19 protein-coding genes and 2 tRNA genes are annotated in these 20717 nt (G+C 67.0%); 13 read left to right on the top strand and 8 right to left on the bottom strand.

Going from position 1 to position 20717, the window contains the following annotated elements; translation table 11 throughout:
- The first annotated feature begins 1 nt into the window (after position 1).
- The 5 genes from ACSBPH_RS01530 to ACSBPH_RS01510 all read left to right on the top strand — a co-directional run bounded on the left by ACSBPH_RS01530 (position 2) and on the right by ACSBPH_RS01510 (position 3948).
- Positions 2-721, top strand: coding sequence for a hypothetical protein (locus ACSBPH_RS01530; protein ID WP_442575859.1), 720 nt, complete (start codon positions 2-4; stop codon positions 719-721).
- Positions 721-1032 (top strand): hypothetical protein, encoded by a 312-nt coding sequence (locus ACSBPH_RS01525; protein WP_442575858.1) that lies wholly within the window; start codon positions 721-723, stop codon positions 1030-1032. Before ACSBPH_RS01530 ends, ACSBPH_RS01525 begins: the two co-directional genes overlap by 1 nt.
- Positions 1033-1042: 10 nt before the next feature.
- Positions 1043-1234 carry a hypothetical protein gene (locus ACSBPH_RS01520; protein WP_442575857.1) on the top strand — a complete coding sequence of 64 codons (192 nt, stop codon included), beginning with the start codon at positions 1043-1045 and terminating at the stop codon, positions 1232-1234.
- Between the two features lie 15 nt (positions 1235-1249).
- Complete coding sequence (locus ACSBPH_RS01515; RefSeq protein ID WP_442575856.1) at positions 1250-1681, top strand: hypothetical protein; 432 nt, start codon at positions 1250-1252, stop codon at positions 1679-1681.
- Positions 1682-1779: 98 nt separating this feature from the next.
- A complete protein-coding gene (locus tag ACSBPH_RS01510; RefSeq protein WP_442575855.1) occupies positions 1780-3948 on the top strand; it encodes a right-handed parallel beta-helix repeat-containing protein in 2169 nt (722 codons plus the stop codon).
- Here ACSBPH_RS01510 and ACSBPH_RS01505 read toward each other — a convergent pair.
- From ACSBPH_RS01505 to ACSBPH_RS01485, 5 genes are all read right to left on the bottom strand, one after another.
- A complete protein-coding gene (locus tag ACSBPH_RS01505) occupies positions 3941-5083 on the bottom strand; it encodes an acyltransferase family protein (RefSeq protein ID WP_442575854.1) in 1143 nt (380 codons plus the stop codon). The two genes, ACSBPH_RS01510 and ACSBPH_RS01505, sit on opposite strands and share 8 nt — an antisense overlap.
- Before the next feature lie 422 nt (positions 5084-5505).
- The gene (locus ACSBPH_RS01500; RefSeq protein WP_442575853.1) at positions 5506-6669 is read right to left on the bottom strand and encodes a tyrosine-type recombinase/integrase; all 1164 of its coding nucleotides are present in this window, start codon (positions 6667-6669) and stop codon (positions 5506-5508) included.
- A gap of 386 nt (positions 6670-7055) precedes the next feature.
- Entirely contained in the window at positions 7056-7358 is a 303-nt protein-coding gene (locus ACSBPH_RS01495; protein WP_442575852.1) for a hypothetical protein, read from the bottom strand.
- A gap of 149 nt (positions 7359-7507) precedes the next feature.
- Positions 7508-7578, bottom strand: a tRNA-Gly gene (locus ACSBPH_RS01490).
- A 63-nt stretch (positions 7579-7641) separates the two neighbouring features.
- Positions 7642-8550 carry an alpha/beta fold hydrolase gene (locus tag ACSBPH_RS01485; protein WP_442575851.1) on the bottom strand — a complete coding sequence of 303 codons (909 nt, stop codon included), beginning with the start codon at positions 8548-8550 and terminating at the stop codon, positions 7642-7644.
- 156 nt (positions 8551-8706) lie between these two features.
- Between ACSBPH_RS01485 and ACSBPH_RS01480 the strand changes: the two genes are divergently transcribed.
- The 5 genes from ACSBPH_RS01480 to clpX all read left to right on the top strand — a co-directional run bounded on the left by ACSBPH_RS01480 (position 8707) and on the right by clpX (position 13151).
- A tRNA-Pro gene (locus ACSBPH_RS01480) sits at positions 8707-8780 on the top strand.
- Positions 8781-8862: 82 nt separating this feature from the next.
- Positions 8863-10272 carry a trigger factor gene (gene tig / locus ACSBPH_RS01475; RefSeq protein WP_442575850.1) on the top strand — a complete coding sequence of 470 codons (1410 nt, stop codon included), beginning with the start codon at positions 8863-8865 and terminating at the stop codon, positions 10270-10272.
- Between the two features lie 136 nt (positions 10273-10408).
- On the top strand, positions 10409-10993 hold the full coding sequence (locus ACSBPH_RS01470) for an ATP-dependent Clp protease proteolytic subunit (RefSeq protein WP_442575849.1): 585 nt from the start codon (positions 10409-10411) through the stop codon (positions 10991-10993).
- Between the two features lie 28 nt (positions 10994-11021).
- A complete protein-coding gene (locus tag ACSBPH_RS01465; RefSeq protein ID WP_442575848.1) occupies positions 11022-11693 on the top strand; it encodes an ATP-dependent Clp protease proteolytic subunit in 672 nt (223 codons plus the stop codon).
- Positions 11694-11882: 189 nt separating this feature from the next.
- On the top strand, positions 11883-13151 hold the full coding sequence (gene clpX / locus ACSBPH_RS01460) for an ATP-dependent Clp protease ATP-binding subunit ClpX (protein ID WP_442575847.1): 1269 nt from the start codon (positions 11883-11885) through the stop codon (positions 13149-13151).
- Positions 13152-13321: 170 nt separating this feature from the next.
- On the opposite strand, the gene ACSBPH_RS01455 is transcribed toward clpX, so the two are convergent.
- A complete protein-coding gene (locus ACSBPH_RS01455; RefSeq protein WP_442575846.1) occupies positions 13322-15373 on the bottom strand; it encodes a M3 family metallopeptidase in 2052 nt (683 codons plus the stop codon).
- Between the two features lie 119 nt (positions 15374-15492).
- Between ACSBPH_RS01455 and ACSBPH_RS01450 the strand changes: the two genes are divergently transcribed.
- Genes ACSBPH_RS01450 through ACSBPH_RS01440 form a run of 3 tightly spaced genes read left to right on the top strand, consistent with a single transcriptional unit; the run spans position 15493 to position 17641 of the window.
- Positions 15493-16104: a winged helix-turn-helix domain-containing protein gene (locus ACSBPH_RS01450; protein WP_442577223.1), complete on the top strand. Its 612-nt coding sequence runs from the start codon at positions 15493-15495 to the stop codon at positions 16102-16104.
- The gene (locus ACSBPH_RS01445) at positions 16101-16298 is read left to right on the top strand and encodes a hypothetical protein (RefSeq protein WP_442575845.1); all 198 of its coding nucleotides are present in this window, start codon (positions 16101-16103) and stop codon (positions 16296-16298) included. The genes ACSBPH_RS01450 and ACSBPH_RS01445 overlap by 4 nt, the downstream gene beginning before the upstream one ends.
- Positions 16295-17641 (top strand): MFS transporter, encoded by a 1347-nt coding sequence (locus ACSBPH_RS01440; protein ID WP_442575844.1) that lies wholly within the window; start codon positions 16295-16297, stop codon positions 17639-17641. The genes ACSBPH_RS01445 and ACSBPH_RS01440 overlap by 4 nt, the downstream gene beginning before the upstream one ends.
- 29 nt (positions 17642-17670) lie before the next feature.
- Here the strand turns inward: ACSBPH_RS01440 and ACSBPH_RS01435 are convergent, their stop codons facing one another.
- Together ACSBPH_RS01435 and valS are read right to left on the bottom strand one after the other, a co-directional pair.
- Complete coding sequence (locus ACSBPH_RS01435; RefSeq protein ID WP_442575843.1) at positions 17671-17925, bottom strand: hypothetical protein; 255 nt, start codon at positions 17923-17925, stop codon at positions 17671-17673.
- A 1-nt stretch (position 17926) separates the two neighbouring features.
- Positions 17927-20518 (bottom strand): valine--tRNA ligase, encoded by a 2592-nt coding sequence (gene valS / locus ACSBPH_RS01430; protein ID WP_442575842.1) that lies wholly within the window; start codon positions 20516-20518, stop codon positions 17927-17929.
- Positions 20519-20717: the final 199 nt, after the last annotated feature.

The following is a 20717-nucleotide window of genomic DNA, read 5'->3' as shown; positions in this document are numbered from 1 at the left end:
CGTGCCGCTCTACAAGAACGGGTATATCCCGGTTGATCTTCTGGTGAGCGTCGGGTCTGGGGAGGACAGCTACGGCCGGTATGACTGGTTGCTGTCCCCGTCGACCGCGGCGAAGCATGAGGCTCTGCTGAAACGGAATCCGCGGCTGCGTCCGTCTGCCGGGTTCTCCTGTTACCGGCCCTATGCCTGGCAGGTGAAGTATCGGGCCGTGTGGGGGAATGGTGCCGCATGGGCGGGGACGTCGTCGCACGGGGGATTGTGGGAGGGGAAGCAGACCCTCGCTATTGACTACGGCAACTGGGCGTACTGCTACGGCAATCGTGACGGGCGGGACACGCCTGATAAGCGGGACGCGTTCTTCGCCGATTGTCGGGCTGTGGGGCTGTCCCCGAATCTGATCTGCCCTGCGCGCGGCTACCCGGATGAGCCGTGGCATGTGATCGACCTGGACCCTTGGGCTCCCACCACCGCGGGAACGGTGACGGGATTGGTCCCTGAAGCAAAGAAGGCGAGGGCTGGTATGGCCACCGTTTACGTCAATGTAGATACGAAGGTGTTCGCTCTTGCGGGCGATGGTGTGGGTAAGGCCGCGTGGCTCGAGTTCACCGATCAGCAGCTCGCGAACAACCTGGTCGCGTTCCACGGGATCAGTCAGAAGGCGGTCCCGCTGGGTGATGTTTCGTTCCGCGAGTGGCGGGCGAAGTACCTGGGTGCGAGCTGATGGCTGACGATCCCGTTCCGATGCGCCCGCAGGATCAGACGAACTTCCTGCTCGGGCAGTTGACGGGTCAGGTCAGTTCGTTGCAGTCGTCGGTTGATTCGAACGCCGCTTCACAGTCGGAGATCAACGCGACGTTCCGGGGCGACATTGCTCGTGCGCAGTCGACGGCGGACACGGCCCGGTCGGAGAACGCGATCCTGGCGCAGCGTATCCCGACGAAGACTGCCTGGTATCAGATCGTGGGTGGTCTTGCCGGCATCACGGGTCTCATCCTTTCGGTCGTGGCCCTGTCCAAACTTCTTCTCTTCTAAGGGGGACTCAATGAACGTCAAGAACATCAAGTGGTATCTCGTGCGTCGTTGGCTTTACGGCGTGCTCGCGGCGGCTGGTCTGCTCGCCATTCAGCAGGGTTGGATCGACGCGGAAACGGTGCCCCTCATCATCGGCGTCGTGCTGGCCGCGTTCAACACGCGTCCGCCCGCCGTGCCGGGTGAGCCTGCGGACGCTGAGTAACCGAAGGGGGCCGGGGTGACTGTTATCAACCTGACGGCGTTGGAGAGGCTTCTGGAGGCTCCCGGCCCGATCGCGGAAGGTGAAGTCACCGTCGACTATTGGGCTGGTCGTGGACCGGTCACGGTGGTTGATGGTGCGGATGTGGTGTTCCCGTCGCGTATCCGTGTGGGGATCGTGGATGGGGTGTTGGTGGCGCCGTTGGATGTGCCGGGTACGGGTGGGGTTGCGTGTGCGCGGGTGCGGGTGGCGTCGAAGAAGGGGCCAGCGGTTACCCGGTTTGTGGAGATCCCGGATGTGGGTCCGGTGGATTTCGGTGACCTGGTTGTGGTGGATCCGGTGTCGTTCGCGCCGACTCCTCAGCCGCCGTCGCTGATCGCGTTGATTGATCAGCGCATTGCTTTGTTTCTTGAGTCGAATCCGCTTTACCCGTCTGATGGGGGTATCTGATGCCGTATGAACCTTTGGAGTGGTCGAATCTTCCTGCGAAGACGACTCGGATCAACGCTGCCCGTTTGGCGCATATGGAGACGCAGTATCAGGAGGTTGTGGATGACATCGGCACCCCGGGTACTCCGGTCGGTGACGCACTAAACACCACGATTGATGCAGTTGTCGACGCGGCCCTCACGCCCTCCTACCTCCGCGACATCCGGGAGTTTCTGGCGGACGGCGAGACTCTGATCCGGAACAACACCGGAACGAACCACGTCCTGTTTCAGCGAGCGATCGACGCGCTCACAGTTGAGTACGCCGCGCAGTCAGGCACCTTCGCGAAGATCGGCTATCAGATCGTCGTCCCCGCGGGTCTCTACCGCTTCACGACCAAGCTCACCTGGAAGACCGGCGTCGGCATCCGCGGCGCGGGCATGGGGCAGACGATCTTCTATCCCGTGGGCAACCAGTCGTTCATCGACGGCTCCTACCCAGGCGCGGGCTACACGTTCGACGACTGCACCTTCCAGGACTTCGACGTCGACGGCACCTCACAGACGAACAGCAGCTACACGACGCAGATCAAGGGCATCTTCATCCAGTACATGAAGCGCGCCCGGTGGGAGCGTGTGCGGGTACGCAACACCTGGGCGACCGGGTTCGGCGTCGACCACCTCGAAGGCGCGATCTTCGTGGACTGCGTCGCGGAGGGCTGCGGTCGCGGCATCTTCGAGAAATCCGTCGACCCGAAGACCGCCTCCGGTGGGTCCGGGTTCGGGATCGGCACGGGTGGATCGCCCACCGAGTCGGTCACGATCATCAACTGCACGTCCCGCAACAACGGCATCTACGGGTTCTTCACGGAGAAGCAGAACGGTGAGACGTACTACCCGAATGGGTTCCGACTGATCGGCTCGCACGGCGAGGGCAACTGGATCGGCTTCAAGGACTGCGGCTCCACGGGCGCGATCGTGCAGGGGAATCACTTCATCGGCAACAGGTACGCGGGAGTCGCGATCGACGACACGATCCTCGCCCCTCAGGGCGGCGTGGACGGGCTGATCCGTGGGAACGTGATCTCGGGCAATGGCGGGAGTCCGCTCACGTACACGGGCGCCGGTGTCATCCTCGGCAAGGCGTCGACCGGTGGCTACACGATCGCGAGCAACGAGATCTTCGGGAACACCGGCTACGGCATCTGCATCCCGTCGACCGCCGACCTCGGGGCCGGCGTGTGCATCGACTCGAACCGGGTCCACAGCAACACGCTCGGCGGAATCGCCGTGCTCGGGTCGACCTCGTACCTCGCGATCCAGCGGAACACCCTGTTCTCGAACGCGGGGACCGACCTCATCATTGGGGATGCGACGAAGAACGCGAGCAACTTCGCGCTCACGGACAACGATCTGCGCCGCGCGACCGTGACGTTCACGCAGAGCGCGCCGGGCGCGGAGATCGCCCGGAACATGGGATACCGCAGCGACAAGCCCTCGGGCCTCACAGCGTCGTCCACATCCTCGACGCAGCTCGACATCTCATGGAGCCAGCCGACGCAGGGAGTCCCGACCTCCTACACGCTCGAGCACATGCCGGCTGGAGGCTCCTGGACGGCGATCACGCTCGGCTCCCCGACGGCGACGAGCGTCACGAAGACCGGCCTCACGGCGGGCACCGTCTACGGGCTCCGCGTCAAGGCGACGTTCGACGGGGTGGACTCCGATTGGGTATATGCCAACGCCGCCCCCAACATGGCCCTCGCCCTCGCGGACAACTTCAACCGCGCGGACGCGCCCGCGGGCAGCATGGGGTCGACCAGCACCGGAGCCGCGGCCTGGAGTTCCGGCACCTGGAGCATCGTCAACACGCAGGCGTATGCGACCACGACGTCGGCTTTCGCGGTCGTCGGCGCAGGCGGCACGAACCACTGGGTCAAGGCAACGTTCGCGGGGCGGATCAGCACCGGCAGTCACACCTTCGGGCTCCTGGCGCGGTACACGTCCACGTCTGCCTGGGTCGGGCTGAACATATCCAGCACCACATCCGAGTGGCTGTTGCAGTCCTACACGGGCTCGTACACGACGCTGCTCTCGACGGGCGTCACCGCCTCGCCGGGCGACGTGGTCGAAGTGGCCGTTTACGGTACGACGTTCACGGTCATCATCAACGGGGTCATCAAGGGGACCGCAACGTCATCGACGGCATCCGCGGCGACGCAGATCGGTCTCCGCGGAACGGCTGCGGGCGTCCGCGCCGACGACCTCTACTGCTGGTCGATCACCTGACGCGTTCGAGTCGGCGGGCGCGGCGTGTTCCTTCGGGAACCGTCGTGTTCGCCGTCTCGGCGGCGTGCGAGAAGCGCTTGCGGAGCACGCCGAACGGCTTCTCCACCCAGTGCAGCATCGCCCACGACAGCAGCACTGTCGCCGCGATCCCGATGATCGCCTGCGTCAGGTGCGGTGCGGGGATGTACTCCTCGGCGAGCATCAGCGCGGGACGGTGGATGAGGTAGATCGAGTACGAGATCACGCCGACCCACATGATCGGGCGCCAGTTCATCGCCCGCCCTACGATCGATCTCGGCGCGAGGATGAGCGGGATGAACACGCCCGCGAGAACGACCGCCTGGACGGTGTAGCCGACGGTCATGCCGATCGAGTCGGGCATCCGCGAGACGACGTAGAACACGGCGACAGAGGCGAGCAGGATCGGCGTGAGCAGCCGCTTGCGGCGCGGTGCGCGGATCTCGTCGTACATCGGGTTCGCGATGATCGCGAGGATCGATCCCCACAGAATCGCGTCGGCACGGGTGTCGGTGGCGAGATAGATCCGGTCGTAGCTGGCACCGTCAGCGAACAGCCAAACCCGCCACCCCATGATCGCGAGGCAGATCGCCGCGAGGACACCGGCCTGCCACCACCGGTTCGGGAGCCACTTGCGCAGCGCGATGTAGATGATCGGGAACAGCAGGTAATAGTGCTCCTCGACGGCCAGCGACCAGAGAGCGTTCATCCCTCCCGGGAGCCCCTCGCGACCGGCGAAGATGATGTAGTAGTTCGCGAAGAACCCGTAGGCCGACGCCGCGCCCAGAGCCGTCATCTGGTTTGCGATGATGCCGGCGAGCGAGAGCACGACCATGATCGTCACGACGATGTACAACGGCGGGAAGATCCGGAACAGCCGGCGCAGGTAGAAGTCCTTGATCGAGACCCGCTCGGTCTTGTCGAACTCCCGGCGCAGCAGCGTGGTGATCAGGTATCCGCTGAGGAAGAAGAAGATCGTCACACCGGACGATTCGCGGATGAACTTGTACGGCAGCTCCGCGTGCCCCCACACGACGAGCAGGATCGCGACGAACCGCAACCCGTCGAGCGAGGGGATCACGAACCCGCGACCGGCGACCGCTCCACCACTAGGCATGGTCCGAACCATAGCGGCGACTCGTTACGGGGAAGTGACGAGGCCGACGCATCCCAGCAGAAACCCCCGCAACCGAACCTTTCCGTCTCAGAGTGGTTCGGATCCCCTGAAGCGTCCCACCCCCAACCCTCACCCAATCCCGGGTGGGGGTTTTCTCATGCCCTCGTCACAGAAGGAACACGTATGCCGTTCGCTCGAACAAACAGTCGCACCGAAGGACCGCACCTCAACTGTTGGGGATCATTCCTCGGCTGGCTTCACGGACTCTTCCGCTGACACACCGCCCCTTCCACCCTCCCCGGGTGGGAGGGGCGGTTTTCGTGTTTCCGGGAGCCGGTCGACCGTGGACTGCACTTCCGCAGCGAACACGGCCCACTGCATCCGCCGAATCAGGGGCTCGAGGTTTTCGCCATCCGTGTGCGTCATGATGCGATCTGCCGTTGGTGGGTGCCGGCCATCGCGGTCTGCACCACGTCAGCCATGACAAGGTGAGCGTCGGGCATGAGGTGACCGTACGTCTTGCTGATCTGGTCCGTGTTCTCATGCCCGAGGCGCGCGGCGATGAGGAACAGGGGGACACCGTTCGCGATCAGCCATGATGCGTGGGAGTGGCGTAGCCCGTGGATCGTGGGGCGTTTCGTCAGCGGCTCGAGCCCAGCGGCTTTGCAGAGCTCGGGGTCCATCGCTTTGCGGACGGCGGGTTCCCACGTGGACTTCTGGAACACCTTCCACAACTGGTTCCGCCCGCTCACACGCCCCGGGAACAGGAGCTGATCGGGGGAGCCAGGGTTACCGAGCATCGCTACCGTGTCATCTGACAGGGCGATCGTCCGGGTTCCCTTGAAAGACTTCGGATCACCCAGGACCGGTTTCCCCTTGACGCCTTTCTTATAGGCCTTGTCGATGCGGACGGTCGCGGGGTGTACGCGAAGGTTGATGTCACCCCACGTGACGGCGGTCGCTTCACCCCACCGGCATCCCGTCCCCGCGAGGAACTGAACGAACGGCTTATGCCTGTCCGGGATGAAGTGGAGCAGGGTCATGTACTCGTCGGGGGTGAGGAACACGATCTCCGGGCGTCGGCCTTTGCTGAGCCGCGTCCCGCGGGCGGGGTTGTCGGGGATGAGTTTCGCTTCGACCGCCGTGTTCATCACGCTCGACAGGAGCCCGTGGTAGTTGGTGACGGTCTTCGGGGCGACGAGCTTGCCGGTGTCTTTCCCGCCACGGGTGGATGGTTGCTTCTCCTGCCATGCGACCCACCTGCCGATGTCTTGTTTCGTGATCGCATCGACGGGCATCTCACCGAGGACCATGAGGAAGGATCGTTCGGCGGCGAGGCGGTAGTCGTGGCGTGTGCCGTCCGTGACGCCGGTGAGGAGTCCACTGTCCGGGTCGAGGTATCGTTCGGTGAACTCTCGGAGCGTGACGACTTTCTCGTTGCGGCCTTGGCGTGCGGCGAGCACTTGACGGGCCGCTTTCCCCCCGATGGTGTCGACGAGGTTCCCGAACCGGTGTGCTGCTTCGGGTGTGTCGAACGTTTCCCCGGTGAGCTTCCCGTCGATGCGGAACTGGACTTGCCACTTCACGTCCCCGTTAGCGGAGAGCCGGTGACGGACACTAGCCACGGTCGTCCTCAGTCATTGGTCTGCTCCTCGTCCTCGTGCGCGCGGCAACGGGGATCTATGCCGTATCCGTAGCAGATGCACTCATGCTTCTCCGGGGGGCGCCAGCCTGCGGCTACAGCGGTGACAACTTCATGCAGGTTGTTGAGATCTATGAGGTGGAGCGCTCGAAGTGCTTCGGCGAGGGCTTCCCTGTCGGCCCAACTCGCCGCCTCAGTCATTGGTCTGCTCCCTGTACGGGTTTCAACTCGTCGAACGGGATTCCTCGAAGCCTGTCTGGCAGATCTGAGACTCGCACGTGCGTCGGCGGGGGGACAAACCACGTTTCCCCCGCCCGCCACTCGCCCGCCTCAGTCATTGGTCTGCTCCCGGTAGGGATTGAGCGGACGCTCAGAGGTGTAAGTGAGGTCTTGTGCGGTTGCACCCTCGTCCCATGCGTCGGCTAGCACCCGGTTCAGGTCCATCGCGAGGTGACCGCGTACGAACTCCACGAAGACCCGGGCAGCCTCACCCATGTCCTCGAGCCGACCGTCCACGGTGCCGTCGTCATGGATCCGGAGGAGGTCGTCGCCGATGACCAGCGAACACGGGGGAACATTGCTACCGATAGCTATGCCCTTCAAGGCGGCGAGCTCCCGGATAGAATCTTCCATGTCGACTCCTTACCAGTCGGCCAATGCCCCGGCCTGTTTCCGCAGGTGCGGGGCTCTTTTCATCCCTCATTCTACCGCGGATGTAGTCAGAAAAGTAGTCGGGAGGAGTCTTGGCCTCGAACTCCCGCGTAATTCCGGGCCTAAATCGGAGGGGATGACGGGAATCGAACCCGCACCATCAGTTTGGAAGACTGAGGCTCTACCATTGAGCTACATCCCCGAGCGCGCCGAAGCGCACCCGGTCGAGTCTAATACACAGGACGCGACGGCCCTGGAATGCCGCTCAGTCCGGCCTCGCCTCGGGATGCAGCGCCCCCCGGTGCACCTCGTAGATCCGCGTGTGCGCGTTGCCGGCGGCATGGTCGCGGATGGGCTTGTCATCCATGAAGAGCCGGATGACGTGGGCGAGCTCGTCGGGATGACTGAAGTTGATCGCATGCGCGGCCGTCGCCATCTGCACCACCAGCACGTGGTTGTCGCTCTGCGACGCGACCTCCTGGATGCGCTCGGCCTTCGGCAGCAGCGGATCGCGCTCGCCGAGCACGACGAGGGTCGGGATGTGGAGGCCGAGCAGCCGCTCCAGCGAGGGGTACTGCGTCAGCGCCTTGAACATCTTGAAGGTGCTCGGCACCCCGAACCGCAGGTAGTCCGGTGTCGCGACGCCGACCATCCTCACCGGCTCACGCCCGCCGTCCTTCGCGAGCTGACCGATCGCACGCGCGAGCGGCTGGTTGTGGATGCCTCCCGCGGGCGACACCAGCACAGCCCGCTCGATCCGGTCGGGGTAGTGGTAGGCGAACTCGCAGATGACGGGGCATCCCATCGAATTGCCCACGAGTGTCACCTTCTCGATCCCGCGGTCGTCCAGGAAGCGCGCGGCCGCCCGGGCGAGATCGGGGACGTCGAGCTGACCCGGCGCCTTGCCGCTCCGTCCGAAGCCGGGAAGATCCGGCACGAGGGTGTGGAACTCGTCGGCGAGACGCTCGGCGGTCGGGAGCAGGTAGCGCCCGGAGAGGCCGAAGCCGTGGACATGCATCATGACCGCGGCATCCGGAGGGTTCACGGACTCGCGGTAGAAGACGTCGACGCCGTCGACCATGGTCCAGCGCTCGGCGAGCGTGGTCTGCGGGCGACGCGGGTGCAGCCGTCGGCGGTGGCGATAGTCCGGACTCGTCCCGGTGCCTGCGGTCATGCCTGACCCCCCTTCTGCATGCCTGAGGGGAACGTGCCACCGGGCCTCTGCGGTGTCAACAGCGCGCGAGCCCGATTCGCCCCGCACAGGTGACCCCCTCCCAGGTCGGCTAGACTTCTCGGGGCCGTTCGGCGTACGCGTGCGTCCGCACCCGCCCGGGGCGTAGCTCAGCTTGGTAGAGCGCCCGCTTTGGGAGCGGGAGGCCGCAGGTTCAAATCCTGTCGCCCCGACATCACGGCCCCTCGAACTCGAAAGATTCAGACCTTCCGCTGCCGCGCACGCGCGCGGGTCACACAAGGAGAACGAAAAGGCATGGTCAACAGCACCGTCGAGAAGCTCAGCCCCACGCGGGTCAAGCTGCACATCACGGTCACCCCCGATGAGCTCAAGCCGAGCATCGCGCACGCCTACGAGCACATCGCTCAGGACGTGCAGATCCCCGGCTTCCGCAAGGGCAAGGTGCCGGCGCCGATCATCGACCAGCGCATCGGCCGCACGGCCGTGCTCGAGCACGCCGTCAGCGAGGGTCTCGACAGCTTCTACCGTGAGGCCGTTCAGGCTCAGGAGCTGCGCGTGCTCGGCCGCCCGAGCGCCGAGGTCACCGGCTGGCCGAACGAGAAGGACTTCTCGGGCGATCTGCAGGTTGAGGTCGAGGTCGACGTGCGTCCCGAGTTCGAGCTGCCCGACTTCGAGGGCACCACGATCGAGGTCGAGGCCGCCGAGGTGGACGAGGCTGCGATCGACGCCGAGCTCGACCGCCTGCGCGGCCGCTTCGGCACGCTCGTCACGGTCGACCGCCCGGCCGCGACCGGTGACTTCGTCGAGCTCGACCTCGTCGCCACGATCGACGGCGAAGAGATCGACCGCGCCGAGGGCGTCTCGTACGAGGTCGGCTCGGGCGAGCTGCTCGAGGGCATCGACGAGGCCATCGACTCGCTCACCGCGGGCGAAGAGACGACGTTCCGTTCGAAGCTCGTCGGCGGCGACCACGCCGGCGAAGAGGCCGAGGTCGCCGTGTCGGTCAAGGCCGTCAAGGAGCGCGAGCTCCCCGAGGCCGACGACGACTTCGCGCAGATGGCCAGCGAGTTCGACACGATCGCCGAGCTGCGCGACAGCCTCAAGGAGCGCGTCGGCCAGCAGTCGGTCTTCACGCAGGGCTCCGCGGCGCGCGACAAGCTCGTCGAGCAGCTCCTCGAGCAGGTCGAGATCCCCGTGCCGGCGCAGCTCGTCGAGGACGAGGTGCACAACCACCTCGAGGGCGAAGGCCGTCTCGAAGACGACGTGCACCGCGCCGAGGTCACCGAGGCCAGCGAGAAGCAGTTCCGCACGCAGATGCTGCTCGACGCGATCGCCGAGAAGTTCGACGTGCAGGTCTCGCAGGACGAGCTCACGCAGTACCTCGTGCAGTCCGCCGCGCAGTACGGCATGGCCCCGCAGGACTTCGTCGACGCGCTGCAGCAGAACAACCAGCTGCCCGCCATCGTCGGCGAGGTCGCGCGCAACAAGGCTCTCGCCGTCGCGCTCGGCAAGGTCTCGGTGGTGGACACCAACGGCGCCCCTGTCGACCTGACCGGCTTCGTCGCCGTCGACGACGAGGAAGAGGTCGTGGAGGAAGCCGAGGAGATCGCGGATGCCGCGACCGAGGCCGACGCGATCGTCGAGGCCGAAGAGGCCGAAGCGGCTGACGAGAAGCCCGCGAAGAAGGCTGCCAAGAAGAAGTAAGGTCGCGCGAGCGCGATCGACGAAGGGGGTGGATGCCGCGGCATCCACCCCCTTCTCTGCCCAGGGCGAACACGGGCGGGTCGTCCGGAGCACGCCGGTAGATTCGTCAGCACGACCACCGGAAACAGGAGTGAACATGGCCGAACCCCTTGTCGCGACGAGCGTCTTCGACAGGCTGCTGAAGGACCGCATCATCTGGCTGGGCTCGGAGGTGCGCGACGACAACGCCAACGAGATCTGCGCGAAGATCCTCCTCCTGGCCGCCGAGGACTCGGAGAAGGACATCTACCTCTACGTCAACTCGCCCGGCGGCTCGATCACGGCGGGTATGGCGATCTACGACACCATGCAGTTCGTGCCGAACGACATCGTGACGGTCGGCATCGGCATGGCCGCCTCGATGGGCCAGCTGCTTCTCACCGCCGGCACGAAGGGCAAGCGCTACATCACCCCCAACGCGCGTGTTCTGCTGCACCAGCCGCACGGCGGCTTCGGCGGCACGGCGAGCGACATCCAGACGCAGGCGCAGCTCATCCTCGACATGAAGAAGCGCCTCGCCGAGATCACGGCCGCGCAGACGGGCAAGTCCGTTGAGCAGATCAACGCCGACGGTGACCGCGACCGCTGGTTCAGCGCCCAGGAGGCCCTCGATTACGGCTTCGTCGACCACATCCGCGAGTCCGCAGCCGACGTCATCGGCGGCGGCGGGACCGCGTCCTGAGACTGCGGCGAAAGAGAGAGAAACGTCAATGATCAGCCCGACCTTCGGCACCCCCGCTCCGCAGTCGCTGCACGTTCCCAGCAGCCGCTACGTCCTGCCCCAGTTCGAGGAGCGCACCGCCTACGGCTACAAGCGCCAGGACCCCTACAACAAGCTCTTCGAAGACCGCGTCATCTTCCTCGGCGTGCAGGTCGACGACGCGTCGGCCGATGACGTCATGGCCCAGCTCCTCGTGCTCGAGAGCCAGGATCCCGACCGCGACATCATCATGTACATCAACTCGCCGGGTGGATCCTTCACCGCCATGACGGCGATCTACGACACGATGCAGTACGTGTCGCCGCAGATCCAGACCGTCGTCCTCGGCCAGGCGGCCTCCGCGGCCGCCGTGCTCCTCGCGGCGGGCGCACCCGGCAAGCGCCTCGCGCTGCCGAACGCCCGCATCCTCATCCACCAGCCGGCGATGGGGGAGGCGGGCCACGGTCAGGCCTCCGACATCGAGATCCAGGCGGCCGAGATCATGCGCATGCGCACGTGGCTCGAGGAGACGCTCGCGAAGCACTCGAACAAGTCGCAGGAAGAGGTCAACAAAGACATCGACCGCGACAAGATCCTCTCGGCCGAGGAGGCCGTGGTCTACGGTCTCGTCGACCAGGTGCTCACGACGCGCAAGCGCACGCCCGCAGCCCTGACGAAGTAGCCTTCGCCGATCAAGCCCCGCCGCCGCTCACGCGCCCGGCGGGGCTTGTTCGTGCCACCCGGTTCCGCTGGCAGCGCAACACGAGGATCGCGCCCTCCACATTGCGCGTCGCAATCCGCCGCAAGTCGGCGGCAGCGATTAGGCTCGACATCAGCCGGCAGGGGACCGGCCCCGCAAGGAGGAGAGCAGATGGCCCGCATCGGTGAGAGCGCCGACCTGTTCAAGTGCTCCTTCTGCGGAAAGAGCCAGAAGCAGGTCCAGCAGCTCATTGCAGGCCCCGGCGTGTACATCTGCGACGAGTGCGTCGAGCTGTGCAACGAGATCATCGAAGAGCGCGCCGCCGAACAGGGCGCCGGAGTCGTCTCCGACTTCGACCTGCCCAAGCCACGTGAGATCTTCGCGTTCCTCGAGGAGTACGTCGTCGGGCAGGAGCCCGCGAAGCGCGCCCTCTCGGTGGCCGTCTACAACCACTACAAGCGCATCCGCGCGCACGGCACGCTTCAGCCCGCCGAACAGCGCGCCGACGAGATCGAGATCGCCAAGAGCAACATCCTGCTCATCGGCCCGACCGGCTGCGGCAAGACCTACCTCGCACAGACCCTCGCGAAGCGCCTCAACGTCCCCTTCGCGGTGGCCGATGCCACGGCACTGACTGAAGCGGGCTACGTCGGCGAGGATGTCGAGAACATCCTCCTCAAGCTCATCCAGGCCGCCGACTTCGACACGAAGCGCGCCGAGACCGGCATCATCTACATCGACGAGGTCGACAAGATCGCCCGCAAGGCCGAGAATCCGTCGATCACGCGCGACGTCTCGGGCGAGGGCGTGCAGCAGGCGCTGCTGAAGATCCTCGAGGGCACTGTCGCCTCCGTGCCGCCGCAGGGGGGCCGCAAGCACCCGCACCAGGAGTTCATCCAGATCGACACGACGAACGTCCTGTTCATCGTGGCGGGCGCCTTCGCCGGGCTCGAAGACATCGTGTCGACCCGCGTCGGCAAGCACGGCATCGGCTTCGGCGCGCCGCTGCACGACAAGGGGCAAGACCTCGACCTCTTCAGCGAGGTGCAGCCCGAAGACCTGCACAAGTTCGGGCTCATCCCCGAGTTCATCGGGCGCCTGCCCGTCGTGGCATCCGTCTCACCTCTCGACCAGCAGGCGCTGATGGAGATCCTCACCGAGCCCAAGAACGCGCTCGTCAAGCAGTACCAGCGCATGTTCGAGCTCGACGGTGTGGAGCTCGAGTTCGAGCGCGACGCCCTCGAGGCGATCGCCGATCTCGCCGTCGCCCGCAAGACGGGTGCTCGCGGCCTCCGCGCGATCCTCGAAGACGTGCTGGGTCCGATCATGTTCGAGATCCCCTCCGCGGAGGATGTCGACAAGGTCATCGTGACGCGCGCGGCCGTCGACGAGGGCGCAGCTCCCACCCTCGTACTCCGGCACAAGCGCAAGAGCGCCTGAGACCTGAGCCTCCCGCCGCGCGGATGCGGCGATCGGGGACGGCTTCCTGCCCGACCTCGAGGGGTTCGGCCCCGCGAACGTCGAGGCGCCCACCTTCGGTCGGGTGCGCGACACGATGACAGCCGTGCGCGGCGGGGCGATCCGACCCGCCGCACACCTCTCGACAGGCGTCAGGCCGCGAGACCTCGACGCGTCAGGAGCGGCTCGATCTCGGCATCCCGCCCCCGGAAGTCGCGGTAGGCCTCGAGCGGATCCTTCGAGCCGCCGACACCGAGCAGACGCTCGCGGAAGCGATCGCCGTTCGCGCGCGTGAGGCCGCCGTTCTCACGGAACCACTCGACCGTGTCGGCGTCGAGCACTTCGCTCCAGATGTAGGAGTAGTAGCCGGCGCTGTAGCCGCCCGAGAACACGTGCGCGAAGTACGTCGAGGAGTACCGGGTGGGCACGACGGGATTGTCGAGTCCGATGTCGGCGAGGGCGGATGCCTCGAACGCGGCCACGTCGATGTCTTCGGCCGCCGCGTCGGCGCCGAGCGAGTGCCAGGCCTGGTCGATCCACGAGGCGGCGAGGTACTCAGTCGTCGCGAAGCCCTGGTTGAAGGTCTCGGAGGCGGCGAGCTTGTCGACCACCTCGGCGGGGAGCGGCTCACCGGTCTCGATGTGGCGCGCGTACTTCGCGAGCACCTCGGGCCAGTAGATCCACATCTCGTTGACCTGGCTCGGGAACTCGACGAAGTCGCGGAAGACGTTGGTGCCCGCGAAGTGGGGGTAGGTCACCGTGGCGAAGAGTCCGTGCAGGGCGTGGCCGAACTCGTGGAAGAGCGTCGTGACCTCATCGAGGCTCAGCAGCGTCGGCTTGCCGGGTGCGGGCTTGGGGACGTTGAGGTTGTTGACGACGATGGGGCTCGTGCCGCGCAGGCGTGACTGCGAGACGATCGAGTTCATCCAGGCGCCGCCCCGCTTGGTGTCGCGGGTGTAGAGGTCGAGGACGAACAGCCCGAGCGCCGAGCCGTCGGCGTTGTGGACCTCGAAGACGCGCGCGTCGGGGTGGTAGGCGCGCAGGTCGCCGCGCTCGGTGAAGGTGATGCCGTACAGCTGCGTCGCGGCGTGGAAGACGCCGTCCTGCAGCACGCGCTCCGCTTCGAACCACGGCCGCAGCGCCGCACGGTCGAGGTCGTACTCGGCCTGGCGGACCTTCTCGGTGTAGAACGCCCAGTCGTGCGCTTCGAGCGCGAACGACTCGGGCCCGGCGTCGATGATCGCCTGCAGGGCGTGCTGCTCGCGCCGGGCGTTGCGGGCGGCGGGCACGGCGAGCCGGCGCAGGAGACTCTGGACCGCCTCGGGCGAGCCGGCGGTCTCGTCGGCCGTGACGAACGCCGCATGAGAGGCGTAGCCGAGGAGCGCCGCGCGCTCGGCGCGCAGCCGCACGATCTCGCGCAGCACATCGCGGTTGTCGAACTCGTTGCCTCGCGATCCACGTGCGCGCGAGGCATCCAGGATCCGCTTGCGGCTGTCCCTGTTCGTGAGGCTCGAGAGATACGGATGCCCCGTGAACAGTGTGAGCGTCACGAGGTACTTGCCGTCGAGCCCGCGATCGGTCGCCGCCTGTGCGGCCGCCGACAGCTCGCCGTCGGTGAGTCCGTCGAGCGCGGCGGCGTCGTCGAACGTCACGGCGAGATCATTGGTGTCGCCCAGGAGGTTCTTCTCGAACGTCGTGGTCAAGGTCGACAGGCGCTGGTTGATCTCGGTCAAGCGGCTCTTCGCCTCGTCGTCGAGGCCCGCGCCGGCCTGCGTCATCTCGCGGAAGTGGCGCTCGACGAGGTACCCCTGCTCGGGATCGAGGTCGAGCCGGTCGAGCTGGTCGTGCAGCGTCTTGATGCGCCAGTACAGCTGGGTGTCGAGCTGGATCGAGTCGTAGTGCGCCGACATGAGCGGCGCGAGGGTCTCTTCGATCTCCTGGATCGCCGGCGTGGCATCGGCCGACGACACCGTGTAGAAGGTGCGCGAGACATCGCCGAGGAGGCGACCGCTCGTCTCGAGCGGCAACATCGTGTTCTCGAACGTCGGCATCGAGCGCACACGGGTGATGGCGTCGATCTCTCTCCGGTGCTCGGCGAAGGCGTGCTCGAAGGCCGGGAGGTAGTGCGCCGGTTCGATGTTCGCGTAGTCGGGCAGCTGGTAGGGGAGCGTGCTGGGGGAGAGGAGCGGGTTCTCATTCGCCATGCTTTTCAGCCTAGTCACGCGGGGCGCGCATGCCTACGACTCTTTGCAAAGATTGTGTTGCAAAGACTTCTTTGCAGTTGTACTCTCTCAGCATGGAAGATCAGCAGGGCCCCGAAAAGATGTCGCCGGCAGAGCGCGTCGAGACCCGGCACGCACAGGACCGGGTCCTCGATACGGGCGCACTCCGGGCGCTCGCACACCCGCTCCGTGTGCGGATCTACGACATCCTGAGCCAGTACGGACCGCAGACCGCGAGCTCGCTCGCCGAGCGGCTCGGGGAGTCGAGCGGCTCGACCAGCTACCACCTGCGCGCACTCGCGAAGCACGACCTCATCCGCGAGGTCGACGGCCGCGGCTCGGCGCGCGAGCGGTGGTGGGAGCGACCCATCGGCGGCGTCTCCTTCGCGAACGGCGAAGCACTGAAGACCCCCTCGGGTCGCGCGGCGACGCAGATCGTGATGAGCGAGTTCTTCCAGCTCCGCCAGGCCCAGCTCATGCGGTTCGTCGACAGCGGCCTGACCGAGGAGAACGGGCCGTGGCAGGACGCCAGCATGATCTCCACGGCGACCGCCCGTCTCACGCCTGAGCAGAGCACCGAGCTCACCCGCAACATCATGGCCTTGATCGATGAGGCCGTGGACAAGTACCGCAATCAGACCGGGGACGACGTCCGGCCCGTCACCATCCGCGCCGACGTCTTCCCCCTCCCCGAACTGGAGGAACAGTCATGACCGCCCTCACCTCGCCGCAGACGTCCACCACGACGATCGACCGCGCGCTCCTGCGCGCGGCATCCGCCCTCGACGCCTTCGTCGCCGCACGCGTGCAGCGCCGTGCGACCGCGACCCCCTCGGCCGCGATCCAGCACGACGCATCGCGTACGCAGGCGCAGGCGCTCGGCGCGATCGGGATCATGCCGCGATGACCGACACCGTCGAGACCGCCGAGGCGTCCGCGGCCGGGCGGGGAAGCAGGGCCCCGCTCGGCCGCGACTTCGGAAAGCTCTGGACCGCCGCGGCCTTCAGCAACCTCGCCGACGGCCTCGGACGCACCGCCGTCCCGCTCATCGCCACGACCCTCACCCGCGATCCGCTCGCGATCTCGGTGATCGGCGCCCTCGCCTTCCTGCCCTGGCTCGTCTTCGGCCTGCCCGCCGGCATGATCGTCGACCGGTTCGACCGGCGGATCGTCATGGCGATCGCCAACACCATCCGCGGCGCGGTCGCGCTGTGGCTCGCCATCCTGACCGTCACCGGCGGTCTGCAGCTGTGGGCGCTGTTCCTCGCCACCCTCGTCTTCGGGCTCGGCGAGACCCTGTTCGACAATGCGACGAACGCCGTCATCCCGGGCATCGTGAAGCGGCCGCAGCTCGACCGTGCGAACGGCCGCATGCAGGCGGCCCAGGTCACGATCGACATGTTCATCGCCCAGCCCATCGCGGGCGTGCTGTTCGCGGTGTCGCTCGCCCTCCCACTCTGGATCGGGTCGGCCGGGTACATCGTGCCGATCGTCCTCGCACTGCTGCTCCCGCTGTCGGCAGCTCACTCCCTGCAGCGTGACGAGACGGTGACGGATCCCTCGGCCCCCGATGTCTCGTCGGCGGGGCCGATCGCGGAGCCTGTGCCGACCCCACCGGTGCGCTCGAAGACGAGCGCGCGCGAAGCCGTCTCCTACCTCTGGCACCACCGCTACCTGCGGACAATGACGATCTACACGGCCCTCGTCGGCAGCGCACTGTCGTTCGCGCAGGCCGCGACGATCCTCTACTTCCTCGACGACCTCGGCGTGCAGCCCTTCGCCATCGGCTTCGTCACCGCCGGCATCGGCGTGGGCGCGCTCGGCGGGTCGCTTGTCGCCCCGCGTCTGGTCGAGCGCTTCGGGCGCGGCTGGGTCATGCTGGGCGCGAACTTCGGCGCCGCGATCGGCCTCGGACTGACCGGGGTCATGCCCGAGGTCTGGTCGGCGAGCATCGCCTACGCGTTCGGAGCGTTCTCGATCTCGGTGTGGAACGTGCCGTGGGGCGCGCTTCGCCAGCAGATCGTGCCGCCGCAGATCTTCGGCCGTGTGCTCGGCACGATCCGCACCGTCACGTGGGGGATGTTCTCCTTCGCCACGCTCCTCGGCGGCTGGGTGGCGCAGACCTCGCTGCGCCTGCCCTTCGTCACGGCGGGCGTCTTCATCTTCATCGCGACCGTGCTCGGCGCGCATCTCCTGGTCGTCGGCACGCGCAACGCGGGCGCCGAGGCCGGCGATCCGCACGCCGCCTGACCGGGCGGGTTCGGGGCGAGTGCCCGAGGTCAGTGACCGCCGAACGACGTCTCGTCGTCGTGGCGGACCTCGGGCTCGCCGTCCTCGTCGAGCGTCACGATGACGCCGGTGTCGAGCTCGGCGATGGGGCGGCCTTCGAGCCACGTGAGCGTCCACCGCGGGCGCGGCTGACCGAGCTCGTCGGCGGGCATCGCGCCGTCGACGCCGCGCACGCCGCGCGCGAGCGCCGCGGGCACGGCGGCGGGCGGCTCGTCTCCCGACGTCCATCGCGTTCCGAGCTGCATGTCAGACCTCCACGGGAGCGAGTTCGATGTCGGCGACCGCGAGGGCCTCGGCATCCGTGTACTGGATCTCGTCGATGCGGCCGACGGCCTTGAGGTCGCCCTCCGCGAGTCGGAGAGCGGCGACGGATGCCTCAGGCCCCGCGATCGTGACGCGGGCGACGGGCGTCTTCTGCGAGGCCTTCGCCTCGGTCTTGGCGCGGCGGACGCTGACCAGCGCCTCGCTCACCGTCGTGAGCACCGTGAGGTCTCCCTCGATGCCGAGGGGCTCGGGCCACTCGGCGAGGTGCACGGAGTCGTCGTGGAACCACGACCACGACTCCTCGGCCGCGAATGCGAGGACCGGAGCGAACAGGCGCAGGAGCGTCTCGAGCGCGATCCGCAGCGCGAGCGCCGCCGAGGCCTGTCCGACGTCGGTCTGGTTGTAGGCGCGCTCCTTGACGAGCTCGAGGTAGTCGTCGCAGAACGTCCAGAAGAACGACTCGGTGATCTCGAGGGCGCGGGCGTGGTCGTACGCGTCGAGCGCCTTCGTCGCCTCGCGGACGACCCCGTCGAGGGTCGCGAGCATCGACGCGTCGAGCGCGTGCGTCACCTCGGCACCCTCGGGCACCGGGAACGACAGCACGAACTTGGCCGCGTTGAGCACCTTGATCGCAAGGCGGCGTCCGATCTTGATCTGCGTCGGGTTCTGCGGGTCGAAGGCGGCGTCGGTGCCGAGGCGGCTCGAGGCGGCCCAGTAGCGCACGGCGTCCGACCCGTGCTGCTCGAGGATGTCGGCGGGCGTCACGACGTTGCCCTTGGACTTCGACATCTTCTTGCGGTCGGGGTCGACGATGAAGCCCGAGATCGCGGCATCCGTCCACGGCGCCGTCCCGTTCTCGAGCGCGCTTCGCAGGAGCGTCGAGAACAGCCACGTGCGGATGATGTCCTGACCCTGCGGCCGCAGGTCGAAGGGCGAGACCAGGAACCAGAGGTCGGGGTCGTGCTCCCAGCCGCCCGCGAGCTGCGGGGTGAGCGACGAGGTCGCCCATGTATCGAAGATGTCCTGCTCGCCCTCGAATCCGCCCGGAACGCCGCGCTGCTCGGCGGTGTAGCCCAGGGGGATGTCGGTGGTCGGGTCGACCGGCAGCTGCTCGAGGGTCGGGACCAGCACCTCGCTGTAGTCGCGCTCGCCGTTCTCGTCGAGCCCGTACCAGACGGGGATCGGCACGCCGAAGAACCGCTGCCGCGAGACGAGCCAGTCGCCGGTGAGCCCGTTGGTCCAGTTCTCGAACCGCACGCGCATGAAATCCGGATGCCACGACATGGTCTGGCCGAGCGAGATCAGCTTCTCGCGCAGTGCCTCGTCGCGGGCGCCGTTGCGGATGTACCACTGCCGCGTCGACACGATCTCGAGCGGACGGTCGCCCTTCTCGTAGAACTTGACGGGGTGCGTGAAGGGCTTCGGGTCGCCGATGAGGTCGCCCGACTCCTGGAGGAGCTCGACCATGCGCTTCTTGGCGCTGAAGACGGTCTTGCCAGCGAGCTCGGCGTAGGCGGCCTTGCCCTCGTCGGTGACGATGACGTCGGGCGCATCGGCGATGACGCGGCCGTCCTTGCCCAGGATCGTGCGGTTGGGCAGGTCGAGCTCGCGCCACCAGATGATGTCCGTCACGTCGCCGAAGGTGCAGATCATGGCGATGCCCGACCCCTTGTCCTTCTGGGCGAGGGGGTGGGCCAGCACGGGCACCTCGACGCCGAAGACGGGGGTGCGCACCGTCGTGCCGAAGAGCGGCTGATATCGCTCGTCATCCGGATGCGCCACGAGCGCGACGCAGGCCGCGAGCAGCTCGGGGCGCGTCGTCTCGATCTGCACGTCGCCCGAGCCGTCGGTCTTGTGGAACGCGACGCGGTGGTAGGCGGCGGGCTGCTCGCGGTCTTCGAGCTCGGCCTGCGCGATGGCCGAGCGGAAGTCGATATCCCACAGCGTCGGAGCGAGCGCCTGATACGCCTCGCCGCGCTCGAGGTTCTTGAGGAAGGCGAGCTGGCTCGTGCGGATCGTCTGGTCGGAGATCGTGCGGTAGGTCTGCGTCCAGTCGACGCTCAGCCCGAGCTTGCGCCAGAGCGCCTCGAAGTGCTTCTCGTCTTCGACCGTGAGCTTCTCGCACAGCTCGATGAAGTTGCGGCGGCTGATCGGCACCTGGTCGGCGGCCTTGCTGCTCTTGTTGTCGCCGCCCTCGTACGGGGGCGTGAAGCCGGGCGTGTAGGGCAGGCTCGGGTCGCACCGGACGCCGTAGTAGTTCTGCACCCGGCGCTCGGTCGGTAGGCCGTTGTCGTCCCACCCCATCGGGTAGAAGACGGTCTTGCCGCGCATGCGCTCGTACCGCACCTTGACGTCGGTGTGCGTGTAGCTGAAGACGTGGCCGATGTGGAGGCTCCCCGACGCGGTCGGCGGGGGAGTGTCGACCGAGAAGACGCCGGCACGGCCCACTTCGGCGGCCTTGGCGCGGTTGAACAGGTACGTGCCCTGCGCCTGCCACGAGGCATCCCACTTGTCTTCGAGACCCTCGAGAGCGGGCTTGTCCGGAATCGTCGGCGGTGTCTGCGCGTCGGCCATAAGGGTCTCCTCGTGCGATATGTGCGGCACTGTGTGAGCGTGCCTGAGTGTGGGATGCCCCACATTGTATCGGCCGAGCCTGGGCGGCCGGGCCGCGGCATCCGTCGCCTGCCCTTCCACACCCCGGCCCTCTCGCGCAGCCGCTGGCGGCCCTCAGTCGCCCGCTACCGGCCCTCCGCGGAGCGGAGGTGCTCACGGG

Origin of the sequence: Microbacterium sp. F51-2R, from assembly GCF_052180235.1 — a bacterium.
GTDB lineage: Bacteria > Actinomycetota > Actinomycetes > Actinomycetales > Microbacteriaceae > Microbacterium.
The sequence above is the reverse complement of the archived record's forward strand: the minus strand, read 5'-3'. Positions and strand labels throughout refer to the sequence as shown.

Bases quoted from the DNA above. Each gene is read 5' to 3' on its own strand.
- ACSBPH_RS01525 (WP_442575858.1), top strand. From the start codon at position 721: ATGGCTGACGATCCCGTTCCGATGCGCCCGCAGGATCAGACGAACTTC.
- ACSBPH_RS01520 (WP_442575857.1), top strand. From the start codon at position 1,043: ATGAACGTCAAGAACATCAAGTGGTATCTCGTGCGTCGTTGGCTTTAC.
- ACSBPH_RS01505 (WP_442575854.1), bottom strand. From the start codon at position 5,083: ATGCCTAGTGGTGGAGCGGTCGCCGGTCGCGGGTTCGTGATCCCCTCG.
- ACSBPH_RS01495 (WP_442575852.1), bottom strand. From the start codon at position 7,358: ATGGAAGATTCTATCCGGGAGCTCGCCGCCTTGAAGGGCATAGCTATC.
- ACSBPH_RS01485 (WP_442575851.1), bottom strand. From the start codon at position 8,550: ATGACCGCAGGCACCGGGACGAGTCCGGACTATCGCCACCGCCGACGG.
- tig (WP_442575850.1), top strand. From the start codon at position 8,863: ATGGTCAACAGCACCGTCGAGAAGCTCAGCCCCACGCGGGTCAAGCTG.
- ACSBPH_RS01470 (WP_442575849.1), top strand. From the start codon at position 10,409: ATGGCCGAACCCCTTGTCGCGACGAGCGTCTTCGACAGGCTGCTGAAG.
- ACSBPH_RS01465 (WP_442575848.1), top strand. From the start codon at position 11,022: ATGATCAGCCCGACCTTCGGCACCCCCGCTCCGCAGTCGCTGCACGTT.
- clpX (WP_442575847.1), top strand. From the start codon at position 11,883: ATGGCCCGCATCGGTGAGAGCGCCGACCTGTTCAAGTGCTCCTTCTGC.
- ACSBPH_RS01455 (WP_442575846.1), bottom strand. From the start codon at position 15,373: ATGGCGAATGAGAACCCGCTCCTCTCCCCCAGCACGCTCCCCTACCAG.
- ACSBPH_RS01450 (WP_442577223.1), top strand. From the start codon at position 15,493: ATGTCGCCGGCAGAGCGCGTCGAGACCCGGCACGCACAGGACCGGGTC.
- ACSBPH_RS01445 (WP_442575845.1), top strand. From the start codon at position 16,101: ATGACCGCCCTCACCTCGCCGCAGACGTCCACCACGACGATCGACCGC.
- ACSBPH_RS01440 (WP_442575844.1), top strand. From the start codon at position 16,295: ATGACCGACACCGTCGAGACCGCCGAGGCGTCCGCGGCCGGGCGGGGA.
- ACSBPH_RS01435 (WP_442575843.1), bottom strand. From the start codon at position 17,925: ATGCAGCTCGGAACGCGATGGACGTCGGGAGACGAGCCGCCCGCCGCC.
- valS (WP_442575842.1), bottom strand. From the start codon at position 20,518: ATGGCCGACGCGCAGACACCGCCGACGATTCCGGACAAGCCCGCTCTC.